15 protein-coding genes are annotated in these 14,953 nt (G+C 57.2%); 11 read left to right on the forward strand and 4 right to left on the reverse strand.

Going from position 1 to position 14,953, the window contains the following annotated elements; translation table 11 throughout:
• Positions 1 to 110: 110 nt before the first annotated feature.
• The 5 genes from F0320_RS04300 (at position 111) to adrA (ending at position 4,928) form a co-directional block, all read left to right on the forward strand.
• Positions 111 to 1,322 (forward strand): multidrug efflux MFS transporter, encoded by a 1,212-nt coding sequence (locus F0320_RS04300; RefSeq protein ID WP_126329127.1) that lies wholly within the window; start codon positions 111 to 113, stop codon positions 1,320 to 1,322.
• Between the two features lie 213 nt (positions 1,323 to 1,535).
• Positions 1,536 to 1,796, forward strand: a complete 261-nt coding sequence (iraP, locus tag F0320_RS04305) for an anti-adapter protein IraP (protein WP_023293178.1) — start codon at positions 1,536 to 1,538, stop codon at positions 1,794 to 1,796.
• 99 nt (positions 1,797 to 1,895) lie between these two features.
• Positions 1,896 to 3,311, forward strand: coding sequence for an alkaline phosphatase (gene phoA / locus F0320_RS04310; protein WP_126329126.1), 1,416 nt, complete (start codon positions 1,896 to 1,898; stop codon positions 3,309 to 3,311).
• 90 nt (positions 3,312 to 3,401) lie between these two features.
• Positions 3,402 to 3,722, forward strand: coding sequence for a phosphate starvation-inducible protein PsiF (gene psiF, locus F0320_RS04315; protein WP_047650411.1), 321 nt, complete (start codon positions 3,402 to 3,404; stop codon positions 3,720 to 3,722).
• 102 nt (positions 3,723 to 3,824) lie between these two features.
• Positions 3,825 to 4,928: a diguanylate cyclase AdrA gene (adrA, locus tag F0320_RS04320; RefSeq protein WP_126329125.1), complete on the forward strand. Its 1,104-nt coding sequence runs from the start codon at positions 3,825 to 3,827 to the stop codon at positions 4,926 to 4,928.
• A gap of 14 nt (positions 4,929 to 4,942) precedes the next feature.
• Here adrA and proC read toward each other — a convergent pair whose 3' ends face one another.
• Positions 4,943 to 5,752, reverse strand: a complete 810-nt coding sequence (proC, locus tag F0320_RS04325; RefSeq protein ID WP_024906789.1) for a pyrroline-5-carboxylate reductase — start codon at positions 5,750 to 5,752, stop codon at positions 4,943 to 4,945.
• A gap of 97 nt (positions 5,753 to 5,849) precedes the next feature.
• Here proC and F0320_RS04330 point away from each other — a divergent pair, with 97 nt between their 5' ends.
• From F0320_RS04330 to ppnP, 5 genes are all read left to right on the forward strand, one after another.
• The gene (locus tag F0320_RS04330) at positions 5,850 to 6,308 is read left to right on the forward strand and encodes a YaiI/YqxD family protein (RefSeq protein WP_010428006.1); all 459 of its coding nucleotides are present in this window, start codon (positions 5,850 to 5,852) and stop codon (positions 6,306 to 6,308) included.
• A 143-nt stretch (positions 6,309 to 6,451) separates the two neighbouring features.
• On the forward strand, positions 6,452 to 6,976 hold the full coding sequence (gene aroL, locus F0320_RS04335) for a shikimate kinase AroL (RefSeq protein WP_047650413.1): 525 nt from the start codon (positions 6,452 to 6,454) through the stop codon (positions 6,974 to 6,976).
• A gap of 44 nt (positions 6,977 to 7,020) precedes the next feature.
• Positions 7,021 to 7,212 (forward strand): protein YaiA, encoded by a 192-nt coding sequence (gene yaiA / locus F0320_RS04340; protein WP_032638425.1) that lies wholly within the window; start codon positions 7,021 to 7,023, stop codon positions 7,210 to 7,212.
• Between the two features lie 237 nt (positions 7,213 to 7,449).
• A complete protein-coding gene (locus tag F0320_RS04345; protein ID WP_008503271.1) occupies positions 7,450 to 8,127 on the forward strand; it encodes an AroM family protein in 678 nt (225 codons plus the stop codon).
• A 71-nt stretch (positions 8,128 to 8,198) separates the two neighbouring features.
• Positions 8,199 to 8,486, forward strand: coding sequence for a pyrimidine/purine nucleoside phosphorylase (gene ppnP, locus F0320_RS04350; protein WP_008503270.1), 288 nt, complete (start codon positions 8,199 to 8,201; stop codon positions 8,484 to 8,486).
• 49 nt (positions 8,487 to 8,535) lie between these two features.
• Here the strand turns inward: ppnP and rdgC are convergent, their stop codons facing one another.
• The gene (gene rdgC / locus F0320_RS04355) at positions 8,536 to 9,450 is read right to left on the reverse strand and encodes a recombination-associated protein RdgC (RefSeq protein WP_023310540.1); all 915 of its coding nucleotides are present in this window, start codon (positions 9,448 to 9,450) and stop codon (positions 8,536 to 8,538) included.
• Between the two features lie 123 nt (positions 9,451 to 9,573).
• Between rdgC and mak the strand changes: the two genes are divergently transcribed.
• Positions 9,574 to 10,479 carry a fructokinase gene (gene mak, locus F0320_RS04360; RefSeq protein WP_126329123.1) on the forward strand — a complete coding sequence of 302 codons (906 nt, stop codon included), beginning with the start codon at positions 9,574 to 9,576 and terminating at the stop codon, positions 10,477 to 10,479.
• Between the two features lie 75 nt (positions 10,480 to 10,554).
• Here mak and sbcC read toward each other — a convergent pair whose 3' ends face one another.
• Positions 10,555 to 13,686: an exonuclease subunit SbcC gene (gene sbcC, locus F0320_RS04365; RefSeq protein WP_126329122.1), complete on the reverse strand. Its 3,132-nt coding sequence runs from the start codon at positions 13,684 to 13,686 to the stop codon at positions 10,555 to 10,557.
• On the reverse strand, positions 13,683 to 14,888 hold the full coding sequence (sbcD, locus tag F0320_RS04370; protein ID WP_126329121.1) for an exonuclease subunit SbcD: 1,206 nt from the start codon (positions 14,886 to 14,888) through the stop codon (positions 13,683 to 13,685). The genes sbcC and sbcD overlap by 4 nt, the downstream gene beginning before the upstream one ends.
• Between the last annotated feature and the right edge of the window lie 65 nt (positions 14,889 to 14,953).

Consider the following 14,953-nt stretch of genomic DNA (forward strand, 5'->3'; position numbering starts at 1 on the left):
TGGGAAGATAAAACACCAAAGTCAGTTGGGCCGCATCTCTGGTGCGACGTTAGTACGCGTAACTTGCTAATCTGTCGGCGAATTCGCCTAAAAATGAAGACTATTTCTTTATGGAATCCTGGAAAGTTAATCTCATCTCGGTCTGGTTCGGCTGCTTCTTTACCGGGCTGGCGATCAGCCAGATCCTGCCGTTCCTGCCGCTGTACGTCTCGCAGCTGGGGGTGACCTCGCATGAAGCGCTCTCCATGTGGTCCGGCCTGACGTTCAGCGTCACGTTTCTGGTCTCCGCCATTGTGTCACCGATGTGGGGCAGCCTGGCGGATCGGAAAGGCCGAAAACTGATGCTGCTGCGCGCCTCGCTCGGGATGGCGATTGCCATTCTGCTGCAGGCCTTCGCCACCAACGTCTGGCAGCTGTTTTTCCTGCGCGCGGTGATGGGGCTGACGTCCGGGTACATTCCGAATGCCATGGCGCTGGTCGCCTCTCAGGTGCCACGCGAGCGTAGCGGCTGGGCGCTGAGTACGCTCTCCACGGCACAGATCAGCGGCGTCGTCGGCGGTCCGCTGCTGGGCGGTTTTCTGGCGGACCACGTCGGGCTGCGCGCGGTATTTATTATCACCGCGATCCTGCTGGTGGTCAGTTTTCTGGTCACGCTCTTTCTTATCAAAGAGGGAGGCCGCCCGGTTATCAGTAAATCTGAACGCCTGAGCGGCAAGGCCGTTTTTGCCTCGCTGCCCTATCCGGGACTGATGATCAGCCTGTTTGTGACCACTATGGTTATCCAGCTTTGTAACGGTTCGGTCGGTCCGATTCTGGCGCTGTTTATCAAGTCGATGGAGCCGGAAAGTACAAATATTGCTTTTCTGAGCGGCATGATTGCCGCCGTGCCGGGCGTATCCGCCCTGATTTCCGCACCGCGTCTGGGAAAACTGGGTGACAGGATCGGCACGGCGCGCATCCTGATGGCGACGCTGATATTTGCGGTCGTGCTCTTCTTCGCGATGTCGTTTGTCACCTCTCCGCTTCAGCTTGGCATATTGCGATTTCTGCTCGGGTTTGCCGATGGCGCCATGTTGCCTGCGGTACAGACCCTGCTGGTTAAATATTCCAGCGACCAGGTGACGGGGCGTATTTTTGGATATAACCAGTCATTTATGTATCTGGGGAATGTTGCCGGTCCGCTTATTGGGGCATCCGTTTCCGCGATGGCCGGTTTTCGTTGGGTATTTGCGGCTACGGCGATTGTCGTTTTAATCAATATTATCCAGCTGGCTATTGCGCTGCGTCGCCGCAGACAAATGGCGGAAGCGAAATCGTCGTGATAATCGTTTCGTTGATGTATTATATATTCTTATGGTAGCCGCATTTTTATATAACAAAATGCGGCGTTTTTTTATAGAAAAACGTTTCGCTCGCCGCGGCGATCTTCTATTTTCATTCCTGCATCACTTTTGCATACCATAATAAATTTCTTCTCTTTGCATTATGGATTCAGAATGCTAACTTCAGACAAAACTGAAAAAGGAACTGGCACGATGAAAAATCTCATTGCTGAATTGCTGGTCAAGCTGGCACAAAAGGAAGAGGAGTCAAAAGAGCTGGTGGCTCAGGTCGAAGCGCTTGAAATTGTGGTCACCGCGCTGCTGCGACAAATGGCGAAAACCGATCAGCAGGCGTTGATTGAGAGCGTGGAAGGCGCGCTGGAGAGCGTCAGGCCTGAATCGCAGGTTCCGGTTGAGGATGCGGAGATGCTCCACCAGTACGTAAAGAAGCTGTTAAGGCATCCGCGCAGCTAAACCGTCACAGGACGTAACGACGTGTCATAGAATTGTCATGCAGGATGCCTATAGTCGCTCTGTTTTTATTTTTATGTATTTGTACATGGAGAAAATAAATTGAAACAGAGCGCACTTTTCATCGCATTACTTCCCCTGTTAATTACCCCTGCCATTTATGCCGATACTGCCCAAACCAGCGTGCTGGATAATCGCGCGGCAAAAGGGGATATCACCCAGCCTGGCGGCGCACGCCGTTTATCAGAAGATCAAACTGCCGCTATTCGCGCTTCGCTGAATGATAAGCCGGCGAAAAATATTATTCTGCTTATTGGCGATGGAATGGGGGATTCCGAAATCACGGCGGCGCGAAATTATGCCGAGGGTGCGGGCGGCTTTTTTAAAGGTATCGACGCATTACCGTTGACCGGACAATATACCCATTACGCGCTGGATAAAAAAACCGGTAAACCGGATTACGTCACGGACTCCGCGGCCTCTGCTACGGCGTGGTCCACCGGCGTGAAAACCTATAATGGCGCGCTGGGTGTGGATATACACGAAAAAGATCACCAAACCCTTCTGGAGATGGCAAAAGCGGCGGGCCTGGCGACCGGCAACGTCTCTACCGCTGAACTTCAGGATGCAACGCCCGCGGCGCTGGTGGCGCACGTGACCTCGCGTAAATGCTACGGTCCGTCAGTGACCAGCGAAAAATGTCCGACGAACGCGCTGGAAAAAGGCGGCAAAGGCTCAATTACGGAACAGCTGCTGAACGCGCGTCCTGACGTGACCCTGGGCGGCGGCGCGAAAACCTTCGCAGAAACCGCGACGGCGGGCGAATGGCAGGGTAAAACGCTGCGCGAGCAGGCGCAGGCCCGCGGCTATCAGCTGGTGAGTGATGCGAATTCGCTTGCAGCCATCACCGAGGCGAACCAGGACAAGCCGCTGCTGGGGCTATTCTCTGACGGCAACATGCCCGTGCGCTGGGAAGGACCAAAAGCCTCGTATCACGGCAATATCGATAAGCCTGCCGTAACCTGTACGCCTAACCCGAAACGCACGGACAGCGTACCGGCGCTGGCGGCGATGACCGATAAAGCCATCTCTCTGCTGAGCAAGAGCGAAAAAGGATTCTTCCTGCAGGTAGAAGGCGCGTCGATCGATAAGCAGGATCATGCGGCGAACCCGTGCGGCCAGATTGGCGAAACCGTCGATCTGGACGAAGCGGTGCAGAAGGCGCTTGAGTTTGCGAAAAAAGACGGTAACACCCTGGTGATCGTCACCGCGGACCATGCGCACGCCAGCCAGATCATCCCGACAGATACCAAAGCCCCGGGCCTGACGCAGGCGCTGAACACCAAAGATGGCGCCGTTATGGTGTTGAGCTACGGCAACTCTGAGGAAGAGTCCATGGAGCACACGGGCACCCAGCTGCGTATTGCCGCCTACGGCCCGCACGCGGCAAATGTGGTAGGCCTGACCGATCAAACGGATCTGTTCTACACCATGAAGGCGGCGCTGGGTCTGAAATGATAAAAATCCCGGCGGAAATCACATCTGCCGGGTGGTTTTTTTCCTGTCACGAACCAGACTTACAGGGAATGTTCACAAAAGGATGGTGCAATGAAAACAACATTACTGGTTACTCTGCTCTCCGGCCTGTTCCTGGTCGCATCGGCGAACGCGGAAGAGAAAACGCTAACGCCGCAACAACAGCGTATGACCACCTGTAATCAACAGGCGACGTCGCAGAGTCTGAAGGGAGATGCTCGCAAGACCTACATGAGCGACTGCCTTAAAAACGGCGCCGCGAAACCGGGTGAAAAAAGCCTGACGCCGCAGCAGCAAAAAATGCGCGAGTGTAATGCGAAAGCGACCGAGCAGTCCCTTAAAGGTGACGACCGCAGCAAGTTCATGAGCGCGTGCCTGAAGAAAAAAGTGTAGTTCAAACGGGTGAGCGGCTCCGGCGGCTCACCCGAAATTTCATACTTTCCCCGCATACCCCCTCTCTATAATTTGGGAAAATGTTTCAGAATATTCCCAAAAATGATGAATGATGAAACGTATTACAACAAAAAGCGCATTCGGGAAGAGTGGAATTTAACCCTTTCTCAGGATGACCCTCACCGCGCCGGCATTCAGTTTGCCCGGCGAGTCCGGCTGGCGCGCGCCGTCGGGCTGGCGGCGATGTTTTTCCCCGTTGCGGGGATGTTGGTAACCCATTTTTTACCCGGTGGCTGGTGGCTTTTACTGGTGGGCTGGTCGTTCGTCTGGCCCCATTTTGCCTGGCAGCTGTCCTGCCGCGCCGCTTCACCTCATCAGCAGGAAATTTTCAATCTTAAAATCGATGCCATTATTGCCGGGCTGTGGATCGGCGTGATGGGGATGAATGCGTTACCCACGGCAGCGCTGGTGATGATGGTAGGGATGAATATGATGGGTTCCGGCGGCTGTCGTCTGTTCATCCCGGGGATTGCGTTGACGCTGCTCTCCGCGCTGGTGACCCTACCTCTCGTCGGGAAGGTGGTCGTCTTCAACCCCGACCCCGTAGAGTGGATCCTGACGCTGCCCGTACTTATGCTTTATCCCATGCTGTTTGCCTGGCTCAGCCACCGCACCGCCGTCAGGCTTGCGGAGCACAAGCGGCGGCTGGAAATGATGAGCACCCGCGACGGCATGACCGGGGTCTTTAACCGTCGCCACTGGGAAATGCTGCTGCGAAATGAATTTGAGCATTGTCGGCGCGACCACAGCACCGCCACGATATTGCTGATTGATATAGACCACTTTAAAAACATCAACGACACCTGGGGGCACGACGTGGGCGACGAGGCGATCGTTGCCATTACGCGTCAGCTCCAGCGGTCGGTACGGTCAGGCGATGCGATCGGCCGGTTTGGCGGAGATGAGTTTGCGGTGATCATGTCGCAGACCGCGGCGGAAAGCGCCATCGCCGTGATGTCGCGGCTGCATGAGCGGCTGGAAAAACTGACGTTACCGTGTGCGCCAAAAGAAGCGCTGCGCATCAGCGTAGGCGTTGCCCCCTGGGGGCCGCAGTTTGGACATTATCGGGAATGGCTGAAGGCGGCCGACGTCGCGCTGTACAGGGCGAAAAATGCCGGGCGCGGCCGCACCGAAGTGGCCGCCTGACGCCCGGTCAGAAATCAGGATTTACTCAGCTTCTCTGATTTTTCCATGCATTTTGCCATTGCCTCAATGACTGCCGAGCGGAACCCGCGCTCTTCCAGCACCCGCACCGCTTCGATGGTGGTACCCCCCGGGGAGCAGACCATATCTTTCAGTTCACCCGGATGTTTGCCGGTTTCCAGCACCATTTTGGCGGAGCCCATGACGGCCTGCGCGGCGAACTTATACGCCTGCGCGCGCGGCATTCCGCCAAGCACGGCGGCGTCGGCCATCGCTTCTAAAAACATGAAGACATACGCAGGTGCAGAACCGCTGACGCCGACCACCGGATGGATCATCGATTCGGCAATCACTTCTGCTTCACCGAAGCAGCGGAAAATGTTCAATACATCGGCCACTTCTTCCGTGGTCACCAGCGCGTTAGGCGTAACGGAGGTCATGCCGGCGTTGACCAGCGAGGGGGTATTGGGCATCGCGCGGACGATTTTGCGGTCGTGGCCCAGCGCGCGCGCCAGCTGATCGAGCGTGACGCCTGCGGCAATCGACACGACCAGCGTCTCTTTGTTCAGGCTGGAGGTGATGTCGCTCAGCACTTTGATCATGATGTTTGGCTTGACGGCGCCAAAGACGATATCGGCGACCTGGGCGACTTCCTGCGCGCTTTCGGCGGCGTTGATCCCGTATTGATCGCGCAACGCGGCGACCTTATCCGGTGACGGGGTATAGACCCAAATCTGACCCGGCAGCACCTGTCCGCTGGCGATCAGACCGCCCAGGATGGCTTTGCCCATGTTACCGCAGCCGATAAACCCGATTTTCTTGTCCATCACGATTCTCCGTCATTATGCGTTGTTTTCTCTGATTGATAGCTTAACAACGAAATGCAGGCGACAATAGTCGACAGAGTCATTATGGGGAGACAATATGGCGATTTGGGTTGATGCGGACGCGTGTCCGAATGTGATTAAAGAGATTTTGTTTCGCGCCGCCGAGCGCGTTCAGATGCCGCTGACGCTGGTGGCGAACCAGAATATTCGCGTACCGCCTTCACGGTTTATCCGCTCTTTGCGCGTGCCGGCCGGGTTCGACGTGGCGGATAACGAAATTGTTCGCCTGTGCAGCGCGGAGGATTTGGTGATCACGGCGGATATCCCGCTAGCCGCAGAAGTGCTGGAGAAAGGGGCGGCGGCGCTCAATCCGCGCGGGGAGCGTTACTCGCCTTCGACCATTCGGGAAAAGCTGACGATGCGCGATTTTATGGATACGATGCGGGCCAGCGGCGTGCAGACCGGTGGACCGGACAGCCTCTCCCAGCGCGATCGCCAGCAGTTCGCTGCCGAGCTGGATAAATGGCTGCTGGAAGTGAAGCGCCGCACAGCGTAATGATAATTATTGTCAATTTGTGGTACAGTGTGGCCTCCACAGGGTTGTCATCCCGTACCGCTTTGCAGTAAAGTAATCGCAACATCTTCTGCAATTATTTCTTTACACTCTTCAGCCATCCGGCATCAAGGGGAACACCTGGCATGACCCAACCCATCTTTTTAGTTGGCCCCCGCGGCTGTGGGAAAACCACCGTTGGCCTGGAGCTGGCACGCGTGTGTCATCGCCAGTTTGTTGATACCGACCACTGGCTGCAAACCGAGGCCGGAAAAACCATCGCCGAGATCGTTGAGCAAGAGGGGTGGGAGAGCTTTCGCGCGCGCGAAACGGCCGCGCTGAAGGCGGTCACTATCCCGTCTGCCGTGATCGCGACCGGCGGTGGCATCGTTCTGGCGGAGTGCAATCGTCACTTTATGCGCGAAAAGGGGATTGTGATTTATCTCAGCGCGCCGGTGTCGGCTCTGGTAGGGCGGCTGGAAGCCTTTCCAGAAGAGGGGCAACGCCCCGCGCTGACCTCCAGGCCGCTCAGCGAAGAGGTGAGCGAAGTGCTGGCCGAACGCGATGCGTTATACCGCGAAGCGGCTCACCACGTGGTGGATGCGTCCGCCTCTCCCGAAGAGGTTGTGATTCAGATTATTACCGCCCTGCGTTTGGCTTGTGCCAGCTAACCGGCGTCTATACTTATAGCTCAGACATAAAAAAAGGATGAGCTATGCCAACCAGACCTCCCTATCCGCGTGAAGCGCGCATTGTTACCGTTGAAAAAGGCCAGACGGGTCATACCGTGACCTGGTATCAACTGCGCGCCGATCACCCCAAGCCGGACTCGCTGATCAGTGAACACGAGACTGAACAGGAAGCGCTGGACGCGAAACGGCGCTACGAAGATCCCGATAAAACCTGACCGTTTTCCTAAACGCTCCAATATCGTGCCTGAATCACACTTTTTACTCATCGGGAAAGTTAAGCAGGAGTTAATATTTAGTTATTACAAGTAACTCCGGTATCGGCAGGCGATCTTTACATTTCGATGTCGGGATCACCTGCTACGCTTGGTGCTGTTTTGTTGAAAAAATGAACTGTGCAGCGTAGTGAGCCTGTACCTGTATGCACGATGTTGGAGTAATGGAAGGCGATCAAGATGAAGGCAACGTTGGCGATCCTCACCATTGGTGTGGTCCCTGTAAGCGAAGTGTTACCGCTCTTAACCGAGCATGTATCTGAACAACAGATAACGCATCTGAGCCTGCTGGGGAAGATGAGTCGGGAAGAGGTCATGGAAGACTACGCTGTCGAGGCGGGGGAGGATCCCCTGGCGACGTTATTAAGTGACGGTAAACTGGCGCACGTTTCGCGTCAGAAAATCGAGCGCTCGCTGCAGGGAGTGATAGAAGTGCTCGATAATCAAGGTTATGACGTTATTTTGCTGATGAGTACCGCGCCCATTAAGGGCCTCACGGCGCGTAATGCGATTTTGCTGGAGCCGATGCGCATCATTCCACCGCTGGTGGCCTCCATCGTGGATGGTCATCAGGTGGGGGTGATTGTGCCCATTGAGGAGCTTATGGATAACCAGGAAGCAAAGTGGCACGTGCTGGAAAAAGTGCCCTTATATGCGCTGGCAAATCCGTTCTGGGACAGTGAGGCCAAGCTGATTGCTGCCGGGAAGGAACTGCTTGAGAGAGGGGCAGATGTCTTGATCCTCGACTGCCTCGGTTTCCATCAGCATCATCGTGATCTGCTGCAAAAAGCGCTGGATGTCCCCGTGCTGTTATCCAACGTTCTGATGGCTCGCCTGGCCTCGGAACTCCTCATGTAATGATTTTGCGTGACAGGTGATGAGCATGGCCCCTATAGTGAATTTTTATCTAAAAATATAAGGGCCAGTTCATGCTTCAAAGTAACGAATACTTTTCCGGTAAAGTGAAATCCATTGGTTTTACCAGCAGCAGCACTGGCCGCGCCAGTGTCGGCGTTATGGCGGAAGGCGAATACACCTTTGGTACGGCGGAAGCTGAAGAAATGACGGTCGTCAGCGGTGCGCTGAACGTCTTACTGCCGGGTGAAACGGAATGGAAAGTTTACGCTGCCGGGCAAGTTTTCAACGTCCCTGGCCACAGCGAATTTCATTTGCAGGTCGCTGAACCTACCTCTTATCTGTGCCGCTACCTGAAATAAAAAATTAAGCCGGGTGGCGCGAACGCTTACCCGGCCTGCGTTTTGCCTGTTATCTCTGCGCTTCGCCGCCGAGACCTTCCACCAGATTCTGAATCAACGCGGCCAGCTCGCCGGTCATCAGGATGAAGTCGGCGTCAAAGCGCTGGGCGTAATCTTCCCTGTCGATATCTTCGTTCTGATCGCGCAGCTCGTCGCAGAACTTCAGACGCTTCACTGAACCGTCGTCGCACATCACGAACTGAATGCGCTGCTGCCAGTCGAGCGCCAGTTTAGTGACCACTTTACCCGCTTCGATGTGGACGGCGATCTCGTCGCTCACCAGATCCTGCTTCTTCGCGCGGATCACGCCGCCATCTTCCAGCAGGGCTTTCAGCTCGGCTTCATCAAGGATCTGGAAGCCCTGAGCCGCAGCGCCGCTGCGTACCCATTCGGTCAGCGTCAGCTCGATCGGCGTTTCCAGCGCCAGCGGAACGACCGGTAAAGATCCGATGCTTTTACGCAGCAGGGCCAGCGTGTCTTCTGCTTTCTTGGCGCTGGCGCAGTCCACCATGATCAGCCCGTTAACGGTGTCGATCCACATCATGGTCTGGCTGAAGCGGCTGAAGGCGCGCGGCAGCAGGGAGTGCAACACTTCGTCCTTCAGCGAATCTTTTTCGGTCTTTTTCAGCTTGCGGCCCTGTTCGGCTTCCAGCTTGAAAATTTTCGCTTCGAGCGCCTGCTTAACCACCGGCGTCGGCAGGATTTTCTCTTCTTTACGGGCGCAGACGATGATTTGACCCGTGCTGCTGGCGTGGGTCAGTGCATCGCTTTGTGAACCCATTGGCGGCACCCAGCCGGTTTTCGCCATATCCTGGCTACCGCAAGGGGAAAAGGTATAAGCGGCTAACTGTTTTTCCATCTCTTCTGCACGCAGCGAAACGTCGCGGCTGAGACGGTAAACCATCAAATTTTTGAACCACAGCATGATAATTTCCACGGCCTTGTCGTTAAATCAGCGGGCATGATAACGAATTGTCGCATCGCTTGCATTGCTAATCGGGAAGCGTGCTTCTACTCTGTTGATAATCAAAATAATGAGGAGAGTCTTGTGCGTATTGGGATCGATTTGGGCGGCACCAAAACAGAAGTCATCGCGCTGAGCGAACAGGGGGAGCAGCTGTTTCGCCACCGTCTGCCGACGCCGCGCGATGATTATCACCAGACTATCGAGACGATTGCCAGCCTGGTTGAGATGGCCGAGCAGGCGACAGGGCAAACCGGCAGCGTCGGGATGGGGATCCCGGGGTCGATCTCGCCGTATACCGGGGTGGTTAAAAATGCTAACTCCACCTGGCTCAACGGTCAGCCGTTTGATAAAGATTTAAGCGCGCGCCTGAACCGGGAAGTGCGCCTGGCTAACGACGCCAACTGCCTGGCGGTCTCTGAGGCCATCGACGGCGCGGCGGCCGGTGCCCAGACCGTGTTTGCCGTGATCGTCGGTACCGGCTGCGGCGCGGGCGTGGCGTTCGGCGGGCGCGCCCATATCGGCGGTAACGGCACCGCGGGCGAGTGGGGACACAACCCGCTGCCGTGGATGGATGAAGATGAGCTTAAATACCGCGCTGAGGTGCCGTGCTACTGCGGAAAGCAGGGCTGTATTGAGACGTTTATCTCCGGCACCGGCTTTGCGACCGACTACCATCGCCTGAGCGGCCAGCCGCTCAGGGGCAACGAGATTATGCGTCTGGTCGAAGAACAGGATCCGGTGGCGGAGCTGGCCCTTAGCCGCTACGAAATGCGGCTTGCGAAATCCCTGGCCCACGTGGTGAATATTCTCGATCCGGACGTGATTGTGCTCGGCGGCGGCATGAGCAACGTCGACCGACTGTACGCCACGGTACCGAACCTGGTGAAACAGTGGGTCTTCGGCGGCGAGTGTGAAACCCCAATCCGCAAAGCTGCCCACGGTGACTCCAGCGGCGTGCGCGGCGCGGCGTGGCTGTGGCCGGAATAAAAGCAAATAATGTTTATTCCCTCTCCCTGCGGGAGAGGGCCAGGGTGAGGGCACCAGACCGCACCCTACTCCCATTCATTCCACCGCAAACACCTTATCCAGCCTGCTGTATCCTAGCCCGTTAATCTTCTTCACCTTGATCTGAACCGGAATACGCTCTTTCATTGCCTCAACGTGGCTGATCACGCCGATGGTTTTCCCGGTGGCGTTCAGCGCGTCGAGCGCATCCAGCGCGGTATCCAGCGTTTCACTGTCGAGCGTGCCGAACCCTTCATCCAGGAAAAGGGAATCGATCCGCGTTTTATGACTCACCAGATCGGAAAGGGCCAGCGCCAGCGCCAGGCTGACCAGGAAGCTCTCACCGCCGGAGAGCGTGCGGGTATCGCGAACCGCATCCGCCTGCCAGGTATCGACCACTTCCAGCTCCAGCGCGTCGCTGGCCTTGCGCTGCAGCAGATAACGCCCGTGCAGGCGGTTAAGCTGCTGGTTAGCAAGCCAGACGAGATTGTCCAGCGTCAGCCCCTGCGCGAACTTACGGAACTTGTCGCCGGTGCTGGAGCCGATCAGCGCGTTCAGATAACCCCAGTCGTCCGCCTCGCGCGCGGCCTCTTCAATTTGCTGCATCAACGCCAGCTGGTGCTGACGGTTATCGCTGTCCTGCTTAAGCTGCTGGCGGATCTCCCCCTGATGCGTGGTGTTCTCGCGAAGCCGTTGCGCCAGCTGCTGCAGCTGGCTTTGCAGCTCAGGTGCATCGGCGTTGAGCCCTTCCGGCCGCAGCGCCAGATGAGCTTGCAGCTGCTGGTTAGCCTGGCCGGAGAGGGCCGCGGCCTGCTGTATCTGGCTTTCCAGCGACTGCTTCAGCTGTTCGAGGTGGCGAATAGCGTCGTCATCCAGCAGCGCGGCAAGGAACGCGTCCCGATCGGTAAAGCAGCTCGCTGAGAGCGCCGCGGTGAACTGCGTCTGCGACTGCTGCAGGCGCTCTTGCTCCAGCTTTTCCTGCTGCTGCTGCGCGCTGAGCTGGCTTTGTAGCGACACGCATTCGTCGTGCACGTCGCGCCAGCCGTCCGGAATGGCCGGTTCGGCCTCTTCGCCGTTTGTTTCCGGAAGCGTGTCGAGCAGCGGCTTGAGAGCGTTTATGCGTTCCAGAAGCACGCCGTGCTGCGTTTGTTTCTCCTGCCACTGCGCGAATTCCGCTTCGCGGGCGTGCAGCCAGGCGGCTTCATTACCGTCTTCAGGTACGTTAAGCGATAGCGAGAGCAGGGTGTGCTCCAGCGCCTGACGCGCGGCCGTCAGCTGCTGCTGATACTGTCGCTCCTGCACTTCCTGCTCGTTTAGCTGGTTTTGCAGGGTCAGACGCTGGCTGAGCTGATAGAGCTGGCGCTCGTACTGTTCCTGCTCGTTCATCCATGGCGTGATATCTTCCTGAATATTCAAAGCAATGTTCAGGGAAGCGCAGGCCTCCATCCACTCTTTAGTGAGCGCTTGCTCTTCCTGAGAGAGCGTCTGCGCTTCGTCAGTCTCGCGCTGGATCTGCTGCGTCAGGGCATTAACCTGTCCCAGTACCAGCAGGCCTTCCTCTTTAAGCGCGGCGACCTCTTTTTCCAGGGCATCACGGCGGCGCTGGTTATCCGTCAGCTCAAGAGACTGGTATTGCGCAACGGCGGGGTGCTCGCTGGAACCGCACAGCGGACAGGGTTTGCCTGCCTCAAGCCGGGAACGATAGCTTTCCAGATCTTTAATCGTCGCTTCACGTTCGCACAGGGCTTTAAGGTCCAGATAGTGCTGGTGTTTCTCTTTGTACTGCTGGCGGCGCAGCGTCAGCGTTTCATTGAGTTTATTTTGATCGGCCTGGGCCTTCTGCACGCTTTCACCGCTCTGGCGCAGGCGCTTTTGCAGCGGCTGATAGCGGGCATGCAGCGACGTTAGCCGCTGGCGCAGCGTGCGTGACCGGGACTGCTGCTCCATGGCCGCGCTGACCTCATCCGCCGTCAGCGTCAGCGCATATTCCGGCATCGCAGCCAGCCTGTTGCGTAATTCGCTCATCCGCGCAGCAAGCGCGGCTAACTGCATTTTGTCGCGGTTAAGCTGCGAGAGTTGGGCACGCCAGCCGGCAATCTCCTGCCCCAGCAGGCGAAAGCGTTCGTGCTCCGCCAGCCACTGCGCCAGCGCCGTCAGTTCGGTCTGAAGCTGCTCATGATTCCGCTGGGCGGTATGACGGATCCGCGCGCGCAGTGCGGTTTTGGCTTGTAAGCGAGTATTTACTTCGATAATTCGCTGCTGGGTTTGCGTCAGACGTGCGGTTTGCTCCTGCTGGTGCTCCCAAAGCGGTCGAAGCTGGGCGGCGGGGAGAGCGAGCTGGAGCTTTGCCAGCTCTGGCGCAGCGTTCGTCAGCGACTGTTGCGCCTGCTGCTGCATCGCGGTGACGCGCTGTTGCTCGCGTACAAGCTCATCATGGCGCGTAAGCCACTGAAAATCTTTCTGTTGGCTTTGCTGCTGAACCAGCAGGGTTTTCTCTTCGTCAGTAAGCGCCCGCAAACTTTGCTGCAACTGCTGCTGTTGCTCTTCGCTCAACAGCACGACGCCCGCCGCCTGCGCCTCGCACTTTTCAAGCACGCTGCGGGCGGCTTTGTGTTTTTCAAACACCATGGCGGAAATCTGGCCGTAGATCTCGGTGCCGGTCAGCTCTTCCAGCAGTTCAGCGCGATCGCTCGGCTTGGCATTAAGGAAGGCGGCAAACTGCCCCTGCGAGAGCAGCATGGAGCGGGTGAAGCGGCCATAGTCCAGCCCGGTGAGCGCGGCGGTTTGCTCCAGTTTATCCGTCACTTTGTCGGCCAGGATTTTGCCATCTTCGCAGCGCGCCAACTCAACGCGCGGCGCCTGCAGGTTCCCGTCAGGCTGGTTGCGCGCGCGGTTCTGGCTCCAGAATGCGCGATAGGCGGTGCCTTTTACCTCGAACTCCACTTCCGCCAGGCACTCGGCGGTGTCGCGCGTCATCAGGTCGTTTTGCGCCTGGGAGACCTTCTGCAGGCGTGGGGTTTCGTGATAAAGCGCCAGGCAGATGGCGTCGAGCAGGGTGGTTTTACCTGCCCCGGTCGCGCCGGTAATGGCAAACAACCCGTTGCTGGCAAACGGCTCCGCGGTAAAGTCAATTTTCCACTCACCCTTGAGGGAGTTGAGATTTTTCAGACGCAGGCTCAGAATTTTCATGCGTTTTCTTCCTCATCATTGAGCGCATGCAGGGTATGGCTGAACAGTTCGCTGAGCCTTTCGCGCTTCGCGTCGTCAATTTCCTCCTGCGAGAGCCTGCGTTCAAACACCTCTTCAACCCGAAGCTCACTGAGCGTTTCGCGTTGAGCGCTTAACAGAATTTTCTCGCGCTGCTCGCGGCTGCGGCGCACCAGTAAAACTTCGACGGGCAAATCTTCCGTCAGCGCCTGTATTTTACGCTGCATATCGTGCAGATAGTCGTCGGTGGTGATTTCAATATCCAGCCAGACCGGCGGGTTAAGCGCTGCCCCGCGCCACTGCTTAAGCTGGGCGGTAATGGCGTCAAGATCGCCCTTCAGCACCGCCAGCGGCTGGGTGACCGGTACTTCCAGCGTCTCGACGGCGTGAAGTTTTCCGTCGGAGAAGCTCACCAGATGGACGGACTTGGCCTTGCCGGTTTCATCGAAACTAAGCGAAATTGGCGAGCCGCAGTAGCGGATGTGCTCGCTGCCGCCGACGATCTGCGCCCGGTGAATGTGTCCGAGCGCAATGTAGTCGGCTGGCGGGAAGTTCTGCGCCGGAAAGGCGTCCAGCGTGCCGATATAGATCTCACGTACGGCGTCACTTTTACTTGCCCCGACGGTGGTGAGATGCCCGGTCGCAATCACCGGAATCGGCTGGTCGCCGCGCAGGGCGCAGGCATCGGCGTGCTGCTGGTGATAATAGTCGGTGATGGCCTGCAGGAGATGCTGCTGCTTTTCCGCGCCCGACAGCCCCGCCTGGCTTTGCACGATGTCGCGCGGTCGTAAAAAGGGAATGGGGCACAGCACCGCCCCCGGCGTGCCGTCGCGTTTTTTCAGGATCTGCGGGGCGTGCCCGGCGCTGGCGACCACAGTGGTATTGAGAAATGCCAGGATGTCGCGGGATTCATTGAGCGTCGCGACGGAATCATGGTTGCCGGCGACAATCACCAGATGACAGCCGGTTTGCTGCAAATTCACCACGAAGCGGTTGTACAGTTCACGCGCATAGCTGGGGGGCGAGCCGGTATCAAAGATGTCACCCGCCACAATAATCGCGTCCACCTCGTGCGTCCGGGCCGTTTCCAGCAGCCAGTTCAGGAACGCTTCATGTTCAGCCGCACGGCTTTTGCTGTAAAAATTTTGACCCAGATGCCAGTCCGAGGTGTGAAGTATGCGCATAGCTGATCCGTGGCAAAAAAGAGAAAGCAGGATTATAAACGTTCAGAGACGGGAAAATAACCGCT

This window comes from Enterobacter dykesii, assembly GCF_008364625.2.
Taxonomy (GTDB): domain Bacteria; phylum Pseudomonadota; class Gammaproteobacteria; order Enterobacterales; family Enterobacteriaceae; genus Enterobacter; species Enterobacter dykesii.

What these genes read in the sequence shown, in the direction of transcription:
- yaiA (WP_032638425.1), top strand. Translation starts at nt 7,021, where the DNA reads ATGCCAACCAGACCTCCCTATCCGCGTGAAGCGCGCATTGTTACCGTT.
- aroL (WP_047650413.1), top strand. Translation starts at nt 6,452, where the DNA reads ATGACCCAACCCATCTTTTTAGTTGGCCCCCGCGGCTGTGGGAAAACC.
- F0320_RS04300 (WP_126329127.1), top strand. Translation starts at nt 111, where the DNA reads ATGGAATCCTGGAAAGTTAATCTCATCTCGGTCTGGTTCGGCTGCTTC.
- ppnP (WP_008503270.1), top strand. Translation starts at nt 8,199, where the DNA reads ATGCTTCAAAGTAACGAATACTTTTCCGGTAAAGTGAAATCCATTGGT.
- sbcC (WP_126329122.1), bottom strand. Translation starts at nt 13,686, where the DNA reads ATGAAAATTCTGAGCCTGCGTCTGAAAAATCTCAACTCCCTCAAGGGT.
- iraP (WP_023293178.1), top strand. Translation starts at nt 1,536, where the DNA reads ATGAAAAATCTCATTGCTGAATTGCTGGTCAAGCTGGCACAAAAGGAA.
- psiF (WP_047650411.1), top strand. Translation starts at nt 3,402, where the DNA reads ATGAAAACAACATTACTGGTTACTCTGCTCTCCGGCCTGTTCCTGGTC.
- F0320_RS04330 (WP_010428006.1), top strand. Translation starts at nt 5,850, where the DNA reads ATGGCGATTTGGGTTGATGCGGACGCGTGTCCGAATGTGATTAAAGAG.
- proC (WP_024906789.1), bottom strand. Translation starts at nt 5,752, where the DNA reads ATGGACAAGAAAATCGGGTTTATCGGCTGCGGTAACATGGGCAAAGCC.
- rdgC (WP_023310540.1), bottom strand. Translation starts at nt 9,450, where the DNA reads ATGCTGTGGTTCAAAAATTTGATGGTTTACCGTCTCAGCCGCGACGTT.
- F0320_RS04345 (WP_008503271.1), top strand. Translation starts at nt 7,450, where the DNA reads ATGAAGGCAACGTTGGCGATCCTCACCATTGGTGTGGTCCCTGTAAGC.
- sbcD (WP_126329121.1), bottom strand. Translation starts at nt 14,888, where the DNA reads ATGCGCATACTTCACACCTCGGACTGGCATCTGGGTCAAAATTTTTAC.
- adrA (WP_126329125.1), top strand. Translation starts at nt 3,825, where the DNA reads ATGATGAATGATGAAACGTATTACAACAAAAAGCGCATTCGGGAAGAG.